This is a genomic window from Streptomyces sp. NPDC060027, from assembly GCF_042737005.1.
Lineage (GTDB): Bacteria > Actinomycetota > Actinomycetes > Streptomycetales > Streptomycetaceae > Streptomyces.
This window is the reverse complement of record NZ_JBHWVI010000172.1, coordinates 1-18712: the sequence shown is the minus strand read 5'-3', so window position 1 is coordinate 18712 and position 18712 is coordinate 1. Positions and strand designations below refer to the sequence as shown.

18 protein-coding genes are annotated in these 18712 nt (G+C 72.0%); 5 read left to right on the top strand and 13 right to left on the bottom strand.

The genetic code is table 11. The features are described 5' to 3' along the window. Positions 1–92: 92 nt before the first annotated feature. On the bottom strand, positions 93–851 hold the full coding sequence (locus ACFWBT_RS31735; RefSeq protein WP_385706429.1) for a TIGR00730 family Rossman fold protein: 759 nt from the start codon (positions 849–851) through the stop codon (positions 93–95). A 140-nt stretch (positions 852–991) separates the two neighbouring features. Then, positions 992–2071 carry a succinyl-diaminopimelate desuccinylase gene (gene dapE, locus ACFWBT_RS31730; protein WP_385706428.1) on the bottom strand — a complete coding sequence of 360 codons (1080 nt, stop codon included), beginning with the start codon at positions 2069–2071 and terminating at the stop codon, positions 992–994. 128 nt (positions 2072–2199) lie between these two features. Between dapE and ACFWBT_RS31725 the strand changes: the two genes are divergently transcribed. Further along, a complete protein-coding gene (locus ACFWBT_RS31725; protein ID WP_385706427.1) occupies positions 2200–3183 on the top strand; it encodes a heavy metal transporter in 984 nt (327 codons plus the stop codon). Between the two features lie 362 nt (positions 3184–3545). After that, on the top strand, positions 3546–3989 hold the full coding sequence (locus ACFWBT_RS31720) for an ATP-binding protein (RefSeq protein WP_385706426.1): 444 nt from the start codon (positions 3546–3548) through the stop codon (positions 3987–3989). 112 nt (positions 3990–4101) lie between these two features. Here ACFWBT_RS31720 and ACFWBT_RS31715 read toward each other — a convergent pair whose 3' ends face one another. Together ACFWBT_RS31715 and fdxA are read right to left on the bottom strand one after the other, a co-directional pair. Beyond that, positions 4102–5214, bottom strand: coding sequence for a bifunctional succinyldiaminopimelate transaminase/glutamate-prephenate aminotransferase (locus ACFWBT_RS31715; protein WP_385706425.1), 1113 nt, complete (start codon positions 5212–5214; stop codon positions 4102–4104). Between the two features lie 183 nt (positions 5215–5397). Beyond that, the gene (gene fdxA / locus ACFWBT_RS31710) at positions 5398–5718 is read right to left on the bottom strand and encodes a ferredoxin (protein ID WP_018089397.1); all 321 of its coding nucleotides are present in this window, start codon (positions 5716–5718) and stop codon (positions 5398–5400) included. Between the two features lie 140 nt (positions 5719–5858). Here fdxA and ACFWBT_RS31705 point away from each other — a divergent pair, with 140 nt between their 5' ends. Both ACFWBT_RS31705 and ACFWBT_RS31700 read left to right on the top strand, forming a co-directional pair. Then, positions 5859–6890, top strand: coding sequence for a GNAT family N-acetyltransferase (locus ACFWBT_RS31705; protein WP_385706424.1), 1032 nt, complete (start codon positions 5859–5861; stop codon positions 6888–6890). Positions 6891–6907: 17 nt separating this feature from the next. Beyond that, positions 6908–7759, top strand: a complete 852-nt coding sequence (locus tag ACFWBT_RS31700) for a tetratricopeptide repeat protein (protein WP_385706423.1) — start codon at positions 6908–6910, stop codon at positions 7757–7759. Between the two features lie 63 nt (positions 7760–7822). On the opposite strand, the gene ACFWBT_RS31695 is transcribed toward ACFWBT_RS31700, so the two are convergent. The 8 genes from ACFWBT_RS31695 to ACFWBT_RS31660 all read right to left on the bottom strand — a co-directional run bounded on the left by ACFWBT_RS31695 (position 7823) and on the right by ACFWBT_RS31660 (position 15519). Further along, positions 7823–8437 carry a response regulator gene (locus ACFWBT_RS31695; protein WP_385706422.1) on the bottom strand — a complete coding sequence of 205 codons (615 nt, stop codon included), beginning with the start codon at positions 8435–8437 and terminating at the stop codon, positions 7823–7825. After that, positions 8434–9657 (bottom strand): sensor histidine kinase, encoded by a 1224-nt coding sequence (locus tag ACFWBT_RS31690; RefSeq protein WP_385706430.1) that lies wholly within the window; start codon positions 9655–9657, stop codon positions 8434–8436. Before ACFWBT_RS31690 ends, ACFWBT_RS31695 begins: the two co-directional genes overlap by 4 nt. Positions 9658–9662: 5 nt before the next feature. Then, positions 9663–10403, bottom strand: coding sequence for an ABC transporter permease (locus ACFWBT_RS31685; protein WP_385706421.1), 741 nt, complete (start codon positions 10401–10403; stop codon positions 9663–9665). Beyond that, positions 10400–11374: an ABC transporter ATP-binding protein gene (locus tag ACFWBT_RS31680; protein ID WP_385706420.1), complete on the bottom strand. Its 975-nt coding sequence runs from the start codon at positions 11372–11374 to the stop codon at positions 10400–10402. Before ACFWBT_RS31680 ends, ACFWBT_RS31685 begins: the two co-directional genes overlap by 4 nt. Positions 11375–11554: 180 nt before the next feature. Then, complete coding sequence (locus ACFWBT_RS31675) at positions 11555–13744, bottom strand: hypothetical protein (RefSeq protein ID WP_385706419.1); 2190 nt, start codon at positions 13742–13744, stop codon at positions 11555–11557. Between the two features lie 160 nt (positions 13745–13904). Further along, positions 13905–14330 carry a DUF6113 family protein gene (locus ACFWBT_RS31670; RefSeq protein WP_385706418.1) on the bottom strand — a complete coding sequence of 142 codons (426 nt, stop codon included), beginning with the start codon at positions 14328–14330 and terminating at the stop codon, positions 13905–13907. 43 nt (positions 14331–14373) lie between these two features. Next, positions 14374–15276, bottom strand: coding sequence for an N-acetyl-1-D-myo-inositol-2-amino-2-deoxy-alpha-D-glucopyranoside deacetylase (gene mshB / locus ACFWBT_RS31665; RefSeq protein WP_385706417.1), 903 nt, complete (start codon positions 15274–15276; stop codon positions 14374–14376). Between the two features lie 48 nt (positions 15277–15324). Next, positions 15325–15519, bottom strand: coding sequence for a hypothetical protein (locus ACFWBT_RS31660; protein ID WP_150947166.1), 195 nt, complete (start codon positions 15517–15519; stop codon positions 15325–15327). Between the two features lie 187 nt (positions 15520–15706). On the opposite strand from ACFWBT_RS31660, the gene ACFWBT_RS31655 reads away from it, so the two are divergent. Further along, a complete protein-coding gene (locus ACFWBT_RS31655) occupies positions 15707–17875 on the top strand; it encodes a prolyl oligopeptidase family serine peptidase (protein ID WP_385706416.1) in 2169 nt (722 codons plus the stop codon). Between the two features lie 213 nt (positions 17876–18088). Here ACFWBT_RS31655 and ACFWBT_RS31650 read toward each other — a convergent pair. Beyond that, a partial coding sequence (locus tag ACFWBT_RS31650; protein ID WP_385706415.1) for an oligopeptide/dipeptide ABC transporter ATP-binding protein occupies positions 18089–18712 on the bottom strand: 624 nt, incomplete at its 5' end.

The following is an 18712-nucleotide window of genomic DNA, read 5'->3' as shown; positions in this document are numbered from 1 at the left end:
GATGTGTATAAGAGACAGCCCCTCCGCCGCCCGGCGTCAGTCCCTGCCCGGCCCCGCGGCCGCTCCGCTGACGAGGAGAGGCCGGACCGGTACTAGCGGCCGGCCTCCTTCGACACCAGGGCCACCGCTTCGTCCACCTCGTCGGTCAGGTGGAACAGCATCAGGTCCTTCTCGGACGCCTTGCCCTGGGCAATGAGGGTGTTCTTGAGCCAGTCGACGAGGCCGCCCCAGTACTCCGTGCCGAACAGCACGATGGGGAAGCGGGTGACCTTCTGGGTCTGGACCAGGGTGAGCGCCTCGAAGAGTTCGTCGAGGGTGCCGAGGCCACCGGGCAGGACCACGAAGCCCTGCGCATACTTCACGAACATCATTTTCCGGACGAAGAAGTACCGGAAGTTCAGGCCGATGTCGACGTACTGGTTCAGCCCCTGCTCGAAGGGGAGCTCGATGCCGAGGCCGACGGAGATGCCCTTCGCCTCCAAGGCACCCTTGTTCGCGGCCTCCATGGCGCCCGGCCCACCGCCGGTGATCACGGCGAACCCGGCGTCGACCAGACCCCGGCCGAGGGCGACTCCCGCCGCGTACTCGGGCGAGTCCACCGGCGTACGGGCCGAGCCGAAGACACTGATCGCGGGCGGGAGTTCGGCCAGCGTGCCGAAGCCCTCGATGAACTCCGACTGGATACGCAGAACACGCCAGGGGTCGGTGTGCACCCAGTCCGACGGGGCCCGCTCGTCCAGCAGCCGCTGATCCGTGGTGCTCGCCTGCACCTGATCCCGCCTGCGCAGCACCGGGCCCAGCCGCTGCTCCTCCGGTGGCCGCTTCTTGCCCTCCGGGTTGCCAGTAGCCATGTCCACTCCCTCCGCGTACGGATCTTCCCCCGTTCCGGCCGGGCCGGGGCGGGGGAAGGTCGTTCTGCCCCAGGGTAGATCTCCGCTGGTTACGGCGGGGGGACGTGGGCATGTCCGCCATGAACCGCCAACGGGACGCCTCAGGCGGTGAGCCAGTCGCGCAGCCGTTCCTCACCCGCGAGGATCTTGGCCGTCTCCACCCTTTCGTCCCGCTTGTGCGCCAAGTGGGGATTCCCGGGGCCGTAGTTGACCGCCGGAACGCCGAGCCGGCTGAATCGGGAGACGTCCGTCCAGCCGTACTTGGGCTGCGGGGTGCCCCCGACCGCCTCGATGAAGGCGGCGGCCGCCGGGTGGGAGAGGCCGGGAAGAGCGGCACCGCTGTGGTCGTCGACGACGAACTCGTCCACGCCGCAGTCGGCGAAGACCTCGCGGACGTGCTCGATCGCCTCCTCCTCGGTGCGGTCGGGCGCGTAGCGGAAATTGACCGTGACGACGCACTCGTCGGGGATGACATTGCCCGCGACACCGCCCGAGATGCCCACCGCGTTCAGGCCCTCGCGGTACTCCAGGCCGTCGATCACCGGGTAGCGCGGCTCGTACGCCGCCAGCGCGGCCAGGATCGGGGAGGCCGCGTGGATCGCGTTCGAACCCATCCAGCTGCGGGCGGAGTGGGCCCGTTCGCCCTTGGTCTTCAGCAGCACCCGCAGCGTGCCCTGGCAGCCGCCCTCGACCTGCCCGTCGGAGGGCTCCAGGAGGACCGCGAAGTCGCCCTGCAGCCATTCCGGGTGGGCTTCGGACACATGCTTCAGCCCGTTCAGATGGGCCGCGACCTCTTCGTTGTCGTAGAAGACGAAGGTGAGGTCCCGGTTGGGTTCGGGGACGGTGGCCGCGATACGGAGCTGGACCGCGACGCCCGACTTCATGTCGCAGGTGCCGCAGCCCCACAGCACGCCGTCCTCGTCGAGGCGCGAGGGCACGTTGTCCGCGATGGGCACCGTGTCGATGTGGCCGGCGAGGACGACCCGCTCGGCGCGGCCCAGGTTCGTGCGTGCCACGACGTTGTTGCCGTACCGGTCGACCGTCAGATGCGGCAGGGCGCGCAGGGCGGCCTCCACGGCGTCCGCGAGCGGCTTCTCGTTGCCGCTCTCCGAGGGGAAGTCGACGAGCTGCGCGGTGAGCTCGGCTGCGTCCAGGGTGAGGTCAAGCGGGGTGTCGGCCATGCCGACGACCCTAGCGCGACCGGCCGGGGGGTCCCGAAAGCAGCCGGATGCGGTCGTATCCCCCGGCGTCGCTCCCGTTGTCCACAGCCCCACAGTCCGCCGACAGCGGTCTCCAGTACCTTGTACGCGTGCCAGAGCCGTCCCCCACTCCTGTCCGGCGCCGCCGTCGCCTCCTCCGCTTCGGCGGGGCCGTCATGGTCCTGCTCGCCCTCGCGGGCTATCTCGGCGTGCAGTACCTCACGGGCGGCACCGGCGCGCCCCGGTGCAAGGTCGTCTCCGGCAAGGGCGACGGCGCGTCGTACGAGTTCACGCCCGAGCAGGCGGTGAACGCGGCGACGATCTCGGCGGTCGGCACCTCGCGCCGGATGCCCGAGCGCGCGGTGGCCATCGCCCTCGCGACGGCTCTCCAGGAGTCGGGGCTGCGCAACATCCAGCACGGCGACCGGGACTCCCTCGGCCTGTTCCAGCAGCGGCCCTCGCAGGGCTGGGGCACGACGAAGCAGATCATGGACCCGACGTACGCGGCGGGCATCTTCTACGAGCACCTGGCCAAGGTGCCCGGCTATTCGCGGCTGCCCCTCACCGTCGCCGCGCAGCGCGTGCAGCGCAGCGGCTATCCGCAGGCGTACGCGAAGCACGAGCCGGACGCCACCCTGCTCGCCGCCGCCCTGACCGGCCGCGCGGCGGCCACGCTGACCTGCGAGGGGCGCCCGGGCGCGACCCCGGCGGGCGGCACCGCCCCGGTGCGGGCCGCGCTCGCGCGGGACTTCGGGCGCGATGTGCTCCAGGAGGCGGGCGCCACCGTGGACGCCAAGGGTTCCTCGGCGTCGCCGACCCCCGTCGCCCCGGCCTCGCCGAAGGCCGTCGACCGGACCGTGACGGTCCCCGTGCGCGAGGACTCCACCGCCGGGGCCGGGGTGGTCCGCCGCGGCTGGGAGCTGGCGCACTGGGCCGTGGCCAACTCCTCGGCCCTGCACATCGAGCGGGTGTCGTACGCGGGGCGCGAGTGGACCGCGGGGACCTCGGAGGGCTCGTGGCGCACGGCCGACGGCAAGGGCGGTGCGGCCGGAGGGAAGGCCGCGGCCGAGGTCCATATCGTCACTGCTCAGTAGTACGGACCCTCACTCGTTGGGAGGACCGGCCCTCGGCGGGCCGGCGACGGGCAGGGGCTTGCGCGCACTCACCCCGCATCCGGGAAATCCCTTGAGAACAAAGGGCCGCAAGGATTCTGCGGGATATACCGCCGGGTATTATTTGCCCGTTTTTATCCACACCCGATAATGCGACGCATTGCCAACTCTTTGCGTCGGGCCACCGCAACCTTCGCGGACTTCGAGCGGTAGTCACTGCGTCCGAGCCCGGAACGATCACCGCAGAGGCTCAGCGGACGGTGACGCGGTCGGTCGGCAGCCAGCCGGTCAGCTCCCGGGCACGGTCGGACACTTCCCCGTTCTCTCCCGTCATAAGGAGCAACATGTCCCTCCCCCTGACCCGCCGGATCGCCCGTGTCGTGCTGCTCGTCGCGGCCGGAGCGGCGCCCGTGGTCGGTGCGGCCGGCTCCGCCTGCGCGGCGCCCGAACTGCCGACCCCCGGCCTCGGCGGGCTGACCGCCCTGGACGGGGCGAACGTCGGCAACACCGTCGACGGAGCGGCGCAGAACGTCACCGGGATCGCCGGCAAGTCCAGCGGCGACGCGGTCAAGAAGTCCGTGCCGGCCGCGGGCAAGACCGGTAGGAAGGTCGCCAAGAAGGCGACGCCGGCCGCGCAGAAGGTGGCCGGGGGCGCTGCCGGGCAGGCCGCTGGCCTCCTCGGTGACACCGCGAAGACCGCGACCGGCGGCGGCCTGCCGACGGACACCGTGACCCGGGGCGGCCTGCCGACGAAGCAGCTGCCGCTGAAGGGCCTGCCGCTGGGCTAGGCACCGCCGTCGCGCCGACGCCCCGGACGCGGGGCCCGGCGGACGCGGGCCCGGCGGTCGTGGGCGGTGACGGGGGTCCGGGGACGCCTGTTCCCCGGACCCCCGTCGCGCACTACTGGGCCGAGGGCGCCTGCCGGAGGCGTTCGACCGCCGCCGCGACACGCTCGTCCGAGGCGGTGAGGGCCACGCGGACGAACTTGTCTCCCGCCTCGCCGTAGAAGTCGCCGGGGGCCACCAGGATGCCCAGGTCGGCCAGGTGGGCGACCGTGGACCAGCAGGACTCGTCCCGGGTGGCCCAGAGGTAGAGGCTCGCCTCGCTGTGCTCGATCCGGAAGCCGTGGTCCAGCAGGGCGTCGCGCAGCGCGGTGCGGCGGGCGGCGTAGCGGTCGCGCTGTTCCCGGACGTGGGTGTCGTCCGAGAGGGCGGCGACCACGGCGGCCTGGGTCGGCGCGGAGGTCATCATGCCGCCGTGCTTGCGGATCGCGAGGAGTTCGCCGAGGACGGCGGGGTCGCCCGCGAGGAACGCGGCGCGGTAGCCGGCCAGGTTCGAGCGCTTGGAGAGCGAGTGGACCGAGACGATCCCCTCGTAGGAGCCGCCGCACACGTCCGGGTGCAGTACCGAGACCGGGTCGGCCTCCCAGCCCAGCTCGAGGTAGCACTCGTCGGAGAAGACGAGGATGCCGTGCTCACGGGCCCAGCCGACGATCCGGGCGAGCTCGGCGGCGGACAGGACCTTGCCGGTCGGGTTGGACGGGGAGTTCAGCCACAGCAGCTTCAGGCCCGTCGGGTCCAGCTCCGTCGGGTCGTCGTAGACCACGTGGTCCGCCCGCGCGAGCCGCGCTCCGACCTCGTACGTCGGGTACGCGAGGCGCGGGTACGCGACCTTGTCGCCGGGGCCGAGGCCGAGCTGAGTCGGCAGCCAGGCGACCAGTTCCTTGGAGCCGACGATCGGCAGGACATGGCGGTGGGTGACGTCCCGCGCGCCGAGCCGCCGCTCCACCCAGCCCGTGAGCGCGTCCCGCAGCTCGGGCGTGCCCCACACCGTGGGATAGCCGGGCGAGTCCGCGGCCGCGACCAGGGCTTTCTGGATCAGCTCGGGCACCGGGTCGACCGGGGTGCCGACGGACAGGTCGACGATGCCGCCCGGGTGAGCGGCGGCGGTCGCCTTGTAGGGCTCCAGCTTGTCCCAGGGGAAGGTGGGAAGCCGGTCGGAGACTGCGGACACGGGATCGGGCTCACTTTCTCGTACGTACGGCCTGTACAGGCCGTACACGGGCCGCTGCACGGATGCCGCACGGGCTGACACGGCAAAACGCCTCGGTCCCGTAAGGCGATCGGAGCGATCAGGCCGTACGGGACCGAGGCGGCACTCCCCCAGCTACCACTGGGAGGGGCCCCAGAGGGCCGCTTACTGGTTCTGCGGCGGCAGCGCTGCGATGAAGGGGTGGTCGCGCTCGATCAGACCGAGCTTGCTGGCACCGCCGGGCGAGCCGAGCTCGTCGAAGAACTCGACGTTCGCCTTGTAGTAGTCCTTCCACTCTTCCGGAGTGTCGTCCTCGTAGAAGATCGCCTCGACCGGGCACACCGGCTCACAGGCTCCGCAGTCGACGCATTCGTCCGGGTGGATGTACAAGGACCGGGAGCCCTCGTAGATGCAGTCGACCGGGCACTCCTCGATGCACGCCTTGTCCTTGACGTCGACACAAGGCTGCGCGATGACGTAGGTCACGCTGTCGTTCCTCCTCGATAGGGCGCTGGCGGGCCTCCGTAGGCTCCGCCGCCTGGCGCGCGGGAGCGCGGCGTCGTCGATGCCCGCCCCTAGTATCTCCGTTCTTGGGCATGATCCGAACAGGAGGGGTGAACTGACCTGTGGAAATCTCTGCATCCGGCCGCCTGGAGGTCCGCATCACCGCTGCTGACGTGGGAAAACGTGTCTCGGTACGACGCATGATCGACGACGGAGACACGGGCGGGAGGTTCACCGATACGGTCGGAGTTCTCACATCGTGGGACAACGGTGTGCTGCTGATCACACGACGGACCGGCGAGAGCGTCCGGATCGCCGAATCCTCGCTGGTCGCGGGCAAGGTCGTGCCGTCCGCCCCGGCCCGACGGCGCGGGCCCGCGGCCTCGTACGAGGAGCTGGCGCGGGTCGCCGCCCGGGCCTGGCGGCCGGTGGAGAGCGAGCGGCTCGGCTCATGGGAGCTGCGGGCGGCGGGCGGGTTCACCCGGCGCGCCAACTCCGTGCTGCCGCTGGGCGACCCGGGCGTGCCGCTCGACCAGGCACTGACCGCCGTACGGGACTGGTACGCGGCCCGTGGCCTGCCCGCCTACGTCCAGACCGCGACCGGAGCCGAGGGCACACAGGAGCTGCTGTGCGCGGAGCTGGAGGCGCGTGGCTGGGCGCGTGAGGTGACGGCCGAACTGTGGACCGGCGCGCTCGCGCCGATCGGGGACCGGGAGGCACCCGGGGTCCTGCTCTCCCGCACGGCCGACGAGGCGTGGCTCGGCCGCTACCAGCGCAAGGGCCTGAGCGACGTGGCCCTGAAGGTGCTGGGCAGCGGTCCCTCGGTGTGGTTCGCGACGGTGCCCGGCGCCGAGGGCGCGGCTCCGGCCGCGATCGGGCGGTGTGTGGTGGACGGCCGCTGGGCCGGTTTCGCCGCCGTCGAGGTCGACCCGGCGTTCCGCCGCACGGGCCTCGCCACCGCCGTCATGGCCGCGCTGGCCCGCCGCGCCCTGGACGAGGGCGCCTCGGCGGCCTGGCTCCAGGTGGAGGCGGACAACGCCGGGGCACGGGAGCTGTACGCGGGCATGGGATTCGGGGCGCATCACGCGTACCACCACTACCGCGCGCCGCGGACGCAACAGGTACCCGGCGACGACCGCTATCGATCGACGTGACGGGGCACGAGCCCGCTATGCCTTCCCCTCAGCCACCGGACCCGGAGCGAGCCGACGACGTACGGCGGCGGTTCGCCGACGAGGCACGGGCCGAGCGGCCCGATCTCGCGGTGCTGTGCCTGCTGGCGGGCGCCGCGGCGGACGGGACGCTGGACGAGGCCGGCATGGACGCGGCGCAGATCGAGCTGGACGGGCTGGCCGGCCGGCTGCCCTTCCGTCCGGGCGGCCCCCGCGCCTGGGCGAGCGCCCTCTCCGAACTCCTCGGCGGGCGCTGCGGATACCGGGGGTCACCGGGCGACTACCAGCGGCTGGAGTCCTCCCTGCTGCACGCGGTGCTGCGTCGGCGGCGCGGGCTGCCCATCCTGCTCTCGGTGGTGTGGATGGAGGTCGCGCGACGGGCCGGCGCACCGGTCTACGGGGTCGCGCTGCCCGGTCATTTCGTGGTGGGCTTCGGACCGCCCGAGGAGCAGGTGCTCGCCGATCCCTTCGACGGCGGGCGCGTCCTGACCGGCTCCGACGCCGAGCTGCTCGTCGCCGGGGCGACCGGCGCCCCGCTCGACCCGTCGATGCTGTCCCCCGCCGACCCGCTCGACGTCGTCCTGCGCATCCTGAACAACATCCGTGCCTGGGCCGCCGCCCGGCCCGAACGCTCCGACGTGGCCCTGTGGTCGGTGGAGCTTTCCCTCCAGCTTCCCTCGCACCCGGCGCGGCTGCGCTACGACCGCGCTCAACTCCTCGTCCAGCGCGGAGACTTCCTCAGCGGAGCCGCCGAACTCGACGCGTACGCGGACGTGGTGGCGGGCGTCGACGAACCGGCTGCCGACCGCGTACGCCGACAGGCCCACGCGGCACGGGCGATGCTCAACTGAAGCGGGTCCGCCGGGCTGCGCGCATGCCCGGCCCGGAGCCGGGCCAGGAGCCCACGGATCCCTTCACAGCCACCCCTTCTCCCGCGCGATCCGTACCGCCTCCGCCCGATTGCGGACCGCCAGTTTCTGGATGGCCGTGGAGAGGTAGTTGCGGACCGTGCCCTGGGAGAGGTGGAGGGCGGTGGCCAGTTCGGCGTTGGTGGAGCCGTCGGCGGCGGCCCGGAGAATCTCGCGTTCGCGGTCGGTGAGCGGGTTGGCGCCCTCGGCCAGCGCGGCCGCGGCCAGCGTGGGGTCGATCACGCGCTCGCCCGCCAGCACCTTGCGTACCGCCTGGGCGAGTTGGGCCGCCGGGGCGTCCTTGACCAGAAAGGCGTCGGCGCCGGACTCCATGGCGCTGCGCAGATAGCCGGGGCGGCCGAAGGTCGTGAGAACGATCAGCTTGAGGGCGGGGAACTCCTTGTGGAGTCCGGCCGCGGCCTCTATGCCCGTCATCCCCGGCATCTCGATGTCGAGGAGCGCCACGTCCACGTCATGGGCGCGGGCCGCCGCCAGTACCTCGTCGCCGCGGGCCACCTGGACGACCACCTCGATGTCCGGCTCCAGTCCCAGCAGGGCGGCCAGCGCCTCGCGGACCATCGACTGGTCCTCGGCGAGCAGGACCTTGATCGTGCGGCTCATGCACCGGATTCTACGGGGTCGTCCGCCGCGCCCACAGGGGCTCGGCCGCCGGCGAGCGGCACCCGTGCGGCCAGCCGGAATCCGTGCCGGGCGCGCCCCGCCTCCAGCGATCCGCCCGCCTGCTCCAGGCGTTCGGTCAGTCCCGTCAGTCCGTTGCCGGGGGCGGCGCCGGAGGAGCCGCCCGAGCCGTCGTCCTCCACCGACAGTTCGAGCACGGGGCCGTCCAGGGTCTGGCGCCGGACGAGTGTCACCACGCAGCACCGGGCGCCGCTGTGCCGTACGACGTTGGTGATCGCCTCGCGCAGCGCCCAGGCCAGCGCGGACTCGCTCTCCTCGGGAACAGCCTCGACATCGGGTTCGGCCGGCAGGTCGGCGATGACGCCCGCAGCGGTCAAGGCGACCTGGGCTCCCGCGAGTTCACCGGCCAGCCGGGGCCGCCGGTAGCCGGTGACCGCCTCGCGTACGTCGACCAGGGCCTGGCGGCTCACCTGCTCGATGTCGGCGACCTGCTGGGCCGCCTTGCCGGGATGGTCCGGGAGCATCCGCCCGGCCAGCTCGCTCTTCAGGGTGATCAGCGAGAGCGAGTGGCCGAGCAGGTCGTGCAGGTCCCTGGCGAGCCGCAGGCGCTCCTCGTTCGCGGCGAGCTGGGCGACGGTGGCCCGTGCCTTGCGCAGTTCCACCGTCGTACGGACCAACTGCCGTACGCCGGTCATCGCGAAGCCGATCAGGACGACGAGCAGGACGAGGTTGCGGGCGTCCCGCTCGCCGCCGTGCAGGCCGACGAGCAGCATCACGACGGCGGTCAGCGGGATGGTCCAGTACGACACCCGCAGCGGGAACGTCGTCCCGCAGGCGACCGAGACGTACACGAACAGGCCGAGCCAGGGCGGGCCGAGCGTCAGGCACAGTACGACGGCGAGCGCGCCGAGGGCGAGGACGAGGGAGGAGACGGCCAGGGTGCCCGCGAAGGCCCTGCCCATGTTCCGGAAGACCAGCGTCAGATAGATCGCGACGAAGGCCGCGAGGCCGAGCCAGCCGGCCGCGGTGGCCGCGGGCGTGTGGTTGCCGGAGGCGAGGTCGTGGACCGGCGAGCTGAGGAACACCAGCCAGATGACGATCCACGCCGACTTGCGCAGGGCCTCGCGGACGTTGCGGGGGGACTCTCCCATCCGCACCAGCCGGTCCGTGCGGGCCTGGTCGGGCAGCGGGTCTTCCGTCATGGCACTCACGCCTTCAGCGTGTCCTTCCGGTACAGCCATGCCGCGCCGCCCGCGAAGAGGGCGAAGGAGACGGCGAGGATGGCGATGTCCTTCGCGTGCGGGGCGTTGCCCAGTTCGATGGCCTGCCCCAGGGCAGCGTACGCGTGCGTGGGCAGCCACTTCGCGATGCTCTGGAGCCAGTCGGGGAAGGTCGTCGTCGGCATCCAGAGGCCGCCGAGCATCGACAGACCGAAGTAGACGATCATCGTGATCGGACGGACCGCGTCGCCGCTGGCCAGGTAGCCGATGGCGACGCCGAGCGCGGCGAAGACCAGGCTGCCGGCCCAGATCACGCCGGTGAGCGCGAGCCACTGCCAGGCGTCCAGGCGTACGTCCTTCACCGCCGCGGCGACCACGAAGACGATCACGATCGACGGCAGGCTGATCACGGCGGCGCCGGCCGTCTTGGCGAGGACATAGCCGCGGCCCGGCAGCGTGGTGAGCCTCAACTGCCGTACCCAGCCGCTCTCCCGCTCCTTCGCGATGCGTTCGCTGTTGCCCATGAGGACGGCGGTCAGGGCGCCGAAGGAGGCCATGGAGACCATGAAGAAGGTCGGCAGGGTGAGGCCGGTGCCGTCCACCTCGGTGGTGCTGTCGGCGCTGCCCGCGATCAGCAGGAACAGGGCCGAGGGGTAGACCACCGAGAAGAACAGGAACTTCTTGTTGCGCAGGGCGCGGGTGATCTCCAGCTTGATGAGACTGTTCACTTGGACGTCGCCTCCTCGGCGGCGGTGCTGTCGGCCTCTTCGGCCGCCGTGCGGTTGGCCTCTTCGGCCGCGGTGATGGCGACGAAGGCCTGCTCGAGACCGAGCCCGGCGACTTCGAGATTGCGCGGGTAGACGCCGAGCCCGTAGAGCGCGTGCACGGTGGCGTCCGCGTCGGAGGACTGGATGCGGACGGTCTGCCCGGACACGTCGATGGAGGTGAGGAAGGGCAGCGCGCGCAGCGGGGCCTCGTCGATGGGGCCCTCCAGGTCGAAGGCGACGCGGCGGGCGCCGGCCTTGGCCTTGATCTCGGCGGCGGTGCCGTCGGCCAGCAGGCGTCCCCGGTGCAGCACGAGGACGCGGTCCGCTATGGCGTCGGCCTCCTCCAGGTAGTGCGTGGCGAACAGGACCGTGCGGCCCTGGTCGGCCTGCTCGCGCATGGTGGCCCAGAAGGCCTGCCGGGCTGAGACGTCCATGCCGGTGGTGGGCTCGTCGAGGACGATCAGGTCGCTGTCCCCGGCCGTGGCGAGGGCGAACCGGACGCGCTGTGCCTGGCCGCCCGAGAGCTTGTTGACCTTGCGGTCGGCGATCTGGCCGATGCCGGCGCGGGCGAGGACGTCGGTGGCGCGGTACGGCTTCGGGTGCAGATCGCAGGCGAGCTTCACGAGTTCGCCGACGGTGACCTCGTCCATCAGCCCGCCGCTCTGCAGCATGGCGCCCACCCGGCCGGCGACGATCGCCTCGCGCGGACCGGTTCCGAACACCCGGACCGTCCCGCTGTCGGCGTTCTTGAGGCCGAGCAGCAGGTCCAGCGTGGTCGACTTGCCCGCCCCGTTGGGACCCAGCAGGGCGACGGTCTCGCCCGGGTGCAGTTCGAGCGTCAGCCCGTCCACGGCCCGGACGCTCCCATAGGCCTTGGTCACCGATTCGAACCCGACCACCGGTGTGGTGGTGGTCGCCGCAGTCGTTGTCATGTGATCCATCGTGGCGGCGCAGGGGGTGCCCGCGGCAGTGCGCTGTGTCCTCGGTCGCGGATGACAGATGTCATGTCGGCGGCGCGCCCGTGCCCGGTGGCGCGGCCCTCACGGAACGGCGAGAGGGCACCCGGCCGGTGAGAACCTGGCCGGGTGCCCTCTACGCGCTTGGTGCGCCCGCTAGTTGGGGTCGGTGGGGATGGTCACGTCACGGTCGGCGGTCGACTTCCCGACCAGCGCCCGGCCGACGGCGGAGGCCACGTCCTCCGGGCTCACGGCCTTCTTGCTGCCGTCGCCCTTGGTGATCGTCACACCGTCGAAGGCGTGGCCGTACAGCGCTTGGAGCACCTTGAGGTCGTAGTGCTCGACGAGCTTGCCGTCGACCGGCTTGACGCTCAGGAACTTCCAGATGGACTTCTGCGGACTGAAGGCGATGAGGTGGGTGGCGTCCGTGCGGACGGTGATGTTCGCCGACATGGCGACCGTCGCGAACGTCGACATCTTCCGGTCCACCTCGGCCTTGGAGACCGTCGGCTGGCGGGTCGTGGTGGCGACCTTCACCGGAGTGGTCGCGTTGGCCCCGACCTGGGCGAGGTAGGCGTCCTTGACGGCCTGCGTCGAGGACGCGACGTCGATGCCCTTGCCCGCCTTGCCGTAGACGGCGACGGCCTTGCCCGGACTGAACTTGATCGTGCCGTCGGTCGCCGAACCGGAGCCGCTCGCGGCGCGTTCCAGGGCGGCCTGGAGCTTCTCCTCGTCGACCGGCATCACGGGCGCGACCACGCGCTCCTGGCCGAACAGCGAGCCGATCACCGAGACCGGGTTGTAGTCGCTGCCGGCGGCGGCGCGGACGGTGGCCTGGCTGTCCAGCTGGAGTCCGGCCTGGTCGGGCTTGAGCTGGACCGTGTCGCCGTCGACGGACAGCGTGAGGGGCTTGTTCGTGCGGTCGCCGAAGGCGTCGTCGAGCTTCTTGACGGCGTCGTCGCGGGTGCCGCCGCCGATGTCGACGCCGAGCACGGTGGTGCCCTTGGGCACGTCCGAGTGGTTCATGAGCAGGCCCGCGCCGTAGGCGCCGCCGACGAGGACCACTGCGAGGACGCCGAGGAGCGCCGACTTGTTGCGGCCCTTTTTCTTCTTCGCCGGCTTAGACGAGGCGGGCGGCTGCCGGACCGGCTCGGGCAGCTTCGGCGGGGTGTGGGACCTGGGTCCCTCGTTGCGCGTCCCCTCGTCGAACGAGAAGTTCTGGCTGGGTGACACGACGGGGATGCCGCTGGTCAGGGTGTGCCCGGAGACGTTGTCCGCGGGGGCGCCGTAGCCACCGGGTCCCGGGTCGGGCGCCGGCTTCTGCGGGGTGAGGATCGCGGTGTCGTCGCTGAGACCGCCGCTCAGACCGCCGCGCGAGCCCGTTCCGGCACCGGGATATCCCGCGCCCGCGTTCGGGTTGCCGGAGCCCGGTGTCGCGGCCAGGCTGCCGGGAGCCGCGCCGGGGCCGGCCGGAGGCACCATCGGGCCGTCACCGATGGCGGGACCGCCGGTCGGACCGGCCGGGCCGCCCCGGCCGCCCTCGGAGAAGTACGGGAGGTCGTCGCGGCGCGGTTCGCCGGTTCCGCCGGACGAACCTATGGCCGGGAAGGAGCCGGTGTCGCGCAGCGCCCCGGAGACGTCGAAGGAGCCCGTGCCGCCGCCGTGACCGGGGGCCACGGGTCCGGCACCGGTGGCACCGGGGAGCCCGGCACCGTTCGTACCGCCGGGCCGCACGCCACCGGTGATGCCCAGCGGACCGGCGCCGTTGGACGGCGCGGGCCGTCCCGCGCCCGGTGTCCCCGCGGGACCCGCGCCGTTCGACGCGCCCGGAGGAGCCGGGGTGGCCGAACCGCCCGGCAGGCCCGCCCCGTTGGTCGACCCGCCTCCCGGACCGCTCTTGGGCGCGCCGGACTTGCGTGGCGCGAACCAGTTGCTCGTCTTCTCGTCGGCCGGGCCGGGCTGGTCCACGGGCGCGGGTGCCGGTGCGGACGGGGCCGGGGTGGTGGCCGTCGTCGTGGAGGCGCCCGCGGGCGAACCGCCGCCGCGCGGCGCCTGTGCGCCCGTGTTCGCGCCGTCGGCGCCCTCGGAAGGCGCGTCGGTGCCGGCGACGGGTGTACGGACGACCACGGGCGGGATGGGCCGCGATCCAGGGATGTTGATCCGGATCCGTGTCGTCAGTGTGGTCTCGGTCTTGCGCTCCTCCGGCGGCTTGCCGGTGGCCGAACGGCCCGCGTCGGCGCCGCCTTCGGAAGCCATGGGGGTCCCGTACGGCGGCGTCCCCGACGGGTACGCGGCTCCACCGCGCCCGTTGGGCCCGGAGGACGAACTGTCAGTTTCACGACTCAAGGCAGGTTCTCCCGGTTGGCTCCGCCGCCCGTTTACTCGACCTCATCTCGGGCAGCTCGGCGGCGCGCACCACCATACTGGCCATGTCCGGCCCGCAAACCTCGCCCGCGAAGGAATCTCGTACCGGACCCGCACCTGACCGATACGGCGAAGTGGTACGTCACTTACCAAGTCGGACACCGGAGGCGCCCGGTTGCCGCCCCTGGCCGAGCGTGGCGCACATCACAGCCACGGCCATGCCTCCGAGCAGGAAGAGGTACGAAACAACTCCCGCGCCGAAGAGGAAGTCCCCTTCCGGGCGACTGGCGGTGAGCAGGACGACGGCGACCATCCAGCCGGCCGCCGGGGCGACGGCCCCGGCCCGGGACGCGGTGGCCCGCGCTCCGCCCAGGAAGAGTCCGGCGGCGCCCGCCAGCGCGAGCAGCAGCCCGAGGGGGAACCAGCCGGGCTCCACCAGCGCCCCGGCGACCCCGACCACGGCGCCGAGCAGGAAGAGTCCCAGGTGGGCGGCGATCCGCCCGCCCGAGGGCCGTGTCAGTGGCTGGGCGAGCGCACTTCCGCCGCCGCGCTGTCCGTTCGTACTCATCGCAGACCCGTCCCTCGCCGAGTGGTCGTCTTCCCCGCGTCCGTCACCGGTCGGTCCTCTCGATGCCCTGGACGCCCTCGAACAGGTCCGTCTCCCGCGTCGCGGGGCGCGGGGCGTCGACCAACTCGTAGTACTCGGTGGTGAAGAGCGGCTGCGCCAGCTCGTTCGAGAGGACGAACCAGGGCCCGTCCACGGTGATCTGGGTGGCGTGCGCCCGCATCGCGGCGGCCTTGGCGGCGGCGTACGCGGTTCCGTCGACCTCGGTGGTGATCGTCACCTCGTCGACCACGCCCGGCACGTCGTCGACGGCGGCCACCCGGTCGAACGGCAGCCGGGGGAGGGCCTCACGCAGACGCGCGAACGCCTCCTCGGCGACCGGGCGCGGCACCCGGTTCCAGTAGGTCTTCGTGATCCGCCACGCGTCGCCGAGGTCCTGGCGGTGGGCGGGATCCGCGGCGAGTTCGGCGGCGCGCATGGCCACGCGGTGGGTCTGGATGTGGTCCGGGTGCCCATAACCCCCATCGGGGTCATAGGTGACGAGCACCTGGGGGCGCACCTCGCGGATCACCTCGACCAGGCAGTCGGCGGCCTCGTCGAGGTCCGCGGACCAGAAGGCACCCGGGCGGTGGTTCTGCTCGACGCCCATCATCCCGGAGTCACGGAACCGCCCGGGCCCGCCCAGGAAGCGGTGGTCGGCGACGCCCAGTTCCTTCATGGCGGCGCCCAGCTCACCGGTCCGGTAGGGGCCGAGTCCGCCCTCGCGATCGGGGGCGAGGTGGGCGAGTTCGGGCGGAATGACCTCACCCTCCTCGCCGAGGGTGCAGGTCACCAGCGTCACCTGGGCGCCCTCGGCCGCGTATCTGGCCATGGTCGCGCCATTGTTGATCGACTCGTCGTCCGGATGCGCGTGCACCAGGAGCAGACGCCGGTCGGGCAGTTCCGTCATGGAACCCACCCTACGAGGCACCCGCCCCGTCGCCGGTCCGGGCGGGGATCAGAACTTGATGCTGCCGATCATCCCCGCGATGTTCGTGGTCAGCTCGCTGATCGTGGGCGCGACCGTCGAGGAGGCGAGATAGAAGCCGAGCAGCATGCATACGACCGCGTGCCCGCCTTTCAGTCCTGACTTCTTGATCAGAAGAAAGACGATGATCGCCAGCAGCACCACCGCCGAAATCGAGAGTGCCACGGCGGCTCACCTCCAAAGGTCCCAGGGACTTGGGGTCCGGTACGGGACCGGACATGGGGGGTCGGTAAATCCATACAGCAGCCAGCAGGGTCCTACCCACGCAGCGCTAGTGATCATAACTATCCGTACGCGCGCATCGATCGGCGCACGGCCGCACAAGGGGGCGCATGGCCAATATGGTCGGGGGATGACGAACGAGCCTCTCTCCTTCCCGCGCCGGTATGCCCGCACGCAGCGGTTCACCTCCGGAGCGCCGCGCGCGTTCACCGTGTCCCCCGACGGTTCCCGGGTGGTGTTCCTGCGGTCCTCCTCCGGTACGGAGAGGGCGAATCAGCTGTGGGTTCTCGATGTCGCGGAGGGCCAGGAACGGGTCGCGGCCGACCCCGCGGCACTGCTCGGCGGCGCCGGCGAGCGCCTCTCCCCGGAGGAGCGGGCGCGCCGCGAGCGCAGCCGCGAGGGCGGCGCGGGGATCGTCGGATATGCCACGGACACAGCCGCCGAGTTGGCCTCTTTCGCCTTGTCAGGGCGGCTCTTCACCGCAGAGCTGCGGGCCGGCACGGCGCGTGAACTCCCGGTCCCCGGACCGGTGATCGACCCTCGCCCCTCCCCCGACGGCCGGCTCGTGGCGTACGTCGCCGGGGGCGCGCTGAGGGTCGTCGGAGCGGAGGGCGAGGACGACCGGGCGCTCGCGGAACCGGAACCCACGGCGGAAGCGGGGTCTGTTTCCTATGGATTGGCCGAGTTCATCGCGGCCGAGGAGATGGGGCGTTCGCGCGGTTTCTGGTGGTCGCCGGAGGGGGACCGGCTGCTTGTCGCGCGGGTCGACGACACGCCCGTGCAGCGCTGGTGGATCTCCGATCCGGCGCATCCGGAAGCCGATCCGCAGCGGGTCGCCTACCCGGTGGCGGGCAGCGCCAACGCGGAGGTGCGGCTCTTCGTGATCGGGCTCGACCGGGTGCGCACGGAGGTCTCCTGGGACCGCGCGCATTACCCGTATCTGGCGCATGTGCACTGGTCAGCGGCGGGTGCTCCGCTGCTTCTGGTGCAGGCGCGGGACCAGCGCAGCCAGCTGATCCTGGCCGTGGACCCGGACTCCGGGGCGACCCGGATGGTGCACGCCGACGAAGATCCAACTTGGCTTGATCTTTTCCCCGGAGTGCCCTGCTGGAGCCCCGACGGACAGCTCGTGCGGATCGCCGACGAGGGCGGCGCGCGGGTCCTGGCTTTCGGTGAACGCCCGCTGACCGGGGCCCAGTTGCACGTCCGGGCGGTACTCGACGTGTCGGCCGACGATGTGCTGGTCGCGGCCTCGGCGGGCGAGGCCGCGACCGCGCCGGAAACCGGCGAGGTGCACGTGTACCGCGTGAACGAACTCGGGCTGGAGCGTCTGTCGCAGAAGCCCGGCGTGCACTCGGCGGTGCGCGCCGGGGGCGTGACCGTGCTCGTGTCCTCGACGCTCGACCGGCCTGGAGCACAGGTGCGGGTACTGCGGGAAGGCGACCGAAGGAAGACCGGGGTCCGCCCGGCCGGAGGCCGGGGGGAGGTGGCGACCATCCCCTCGTACGCCGAAGATCCCGGTTTGTCCCCGCGCGTGACACTCACGCAGGGGGGCGCACAGAAAATCCCATGCGCCGTGCTTATGCCTACTGACTACGACGGCGACATTCCCCTACCGGTTCTGCTGGACCCCTACGGCGGTCCGCACGGCCCCCGGGTGCTGGCCGCGCACAACGCGCACCTCACCTCGCAGTGGTTCGCCGACCAGGGCTTCGCGGTGGTCGTCGCCGACGGCCGGGGCACCCCGGGGCGCTCCCCCGCCTGGGAGAAGGCGATCCGCGACGACCTCACGCTCTCCCTCGACGACCAGGTCGAGGCGCTGCACGGTCTCGCGGAACGGTTCCCGCTCGACCTGTCCCGGGTCGCGATCCGCGGCTGGTCGTACGGCGGCTGGCTCGCGGGGCTCGCCGTGCTGCGCCGCCCCGACGTCTTCCACGCGGGCATCGCGGGCGCCCCGGTCACCGACTGGCGGCTGTACGACACCCACTACACGGAGCGGTACCTCGGCGACCCCGCCGCGAGCCCCGCGGCGTACGCGAAGAGCTCGCTGGTCACCGACGAGGGGCTCTCCGCGCCCACCGGGCCGCACCGGCCGCTGATGATCGTGCACGGCCTCGCGGACGACAACGTCGTGGTGGCGCACGCCCTGCGGCTGTCCTCGGCGCTGCTGGCCGCCGGCCGCCCGCACGAGGTGCTGCCGCTGTCCGGAGTCACGCACATGACCCCCCAGGAACAGGTCGCCGAGAACCTCCTGCTCCTCCAGGTCGACTTCCTCAAGCGCTCCCTCGGACTCGTCTGACCTGTCCACGGCGGCCACGGCCCGGCCCGGCACACCCCGCGCCGGTCGGGACCGGGCCGCCGGAGACGGCAACGGGCCGGGGTGACATGGCGCACCCCGGCCCGTTTACGGCACCCGCACGGCCGTACGGTGTTCACCTTGGCGTGTCCGTATATCGGTACGGCTTCCGCCAAGTTGCCTGCGTGTTAACGAAGTTCGCTCACATTTGTGGTGCTATGCCACCCCGCCGGAGGGCTCCTCCGGGGGGACGACCTGCTTCTCCTCCGCGAAGTGACAGGCCGAGTCGTGGGCGGTCGGACCGGCGGAGAGCCGGAACTCGGCCGGCACCGCGAGCAGCGGCACCTCCAGCGTGCAGCGCTCCTGCGCCTTCCAGCAGCGGGTGCGGAACCGGCAGCCGGACGGGATGTGCGCGGGCGAGGGCACGTCCCCGGTGAGGATGATCCGCTCCCGGTGCTCCCGGGCCTCCGGGTCCGGCACGGGCACGGCGGACAGCAGCGCCTGGGTGTAGGGGTGCGTCGGATGGTCGTAGATCTCGACGTCCTTGCCGGTCTCCACGATCCGGCCCAGGTACATGACCCCGACCCGGTCGGAGATGTGCCGCACGATCGACAGGTCGTGCGCGATGAAGACATAGCTGAGGTTGAACTCGGCCTGGAGCCTGTCCATCAGGTTGATGACCTGCGCCTGCACGGAGACGTCGAGCGCGGAGACCGGCTCGTCGGCGACGATGATCTCGGGCCGCAGCGCGAGACCGCGGGCGATGCCGATGCGCTGGCGCTGGCCGCCGGAGAACTGGTGCGGATAGCGGTTGATGTACTCGGGGTTGAGCCCGACCAC

What these genes read in the sequence shown, in the direction of transcription:
- dapE (WP_385706428.1), bottom strand. Translation starts at nt 2,071, where the DNA reads ATGGCCGACACCCCGCTTGACCTCACCCTGGACGCAGCCGAGCTCACC.
- ACFWBT_RS31735 (WP_385706429.1), bottom strand. Translation starts at nt 851, where the DNA reads ATGGCTACTGGCAACCCGGAGGGCAAGAAGCGGCCACCGGAGGAGCAG.
- mshB (WP_385706417.1), bottom strand. Translation starts at nt 15,276, where the DNA reads ATGACGGAACTGCCCGACCGGCGTCTGCTCCTGGTGCACGCGCATCCG.
- ACFWBT_RS31695 (WP_385706422.1), bottom strand. Translation starts at nt 8,437, where the DNA reads ATGAGCCGCACGATCAAGGTCCTGCTCGCCGAGGACCAGTCGATGGTC.
- ACFWBT_RS31700 (WP_385706423.1), top strand. Translation starts at nt 6,908, where the DNA reads ATGCCTTCCCCTCAGCCACCGGACCCGGAGCGAGCCGACGACGTACGG.
- ACFWBT_RS31690 (WP_385706430.1), bottom strand. Translation starts at nt 9,657, where the DNA reads ATGACGGAAGACCCGCTGCCCGACCAGGCCCGCACGGACCGGCTGGTG.
- ACFWBT_RS31680 (WP_385706420.1), bottom strand. Translation starts at nt 11,374, where the DNA reads ATGACAACGACTGCGGCGACCACCACCACACCGGTGGTCGGGTTCGAA.
- ACFWBT_RS31655 (WP_385706416.1), top strand. Translation starts at nt 15,707, where the DNA reads ATGACGAACGAGCCTCTCTCCTTCCCGCGCCGGTATGCCCGCACGCAG.
- ACFWBT_RS31720 (WP_385706426.1), top strand. Translation starts at nt 3,546, where the DNA reads ATGTCCCTCCCCCTGACCCGCCGGATCGCCCGTGTCGTGCTGCTCGTC.
- ACFWBT_RS31670 (WP_385706418.1), bottom strand. Translation starts at nt 14,330, where the DNA reads ATGAGTACGAACGGACAGCGCGGCGGCGGAAGTGCGCTCGCCCAGCCA.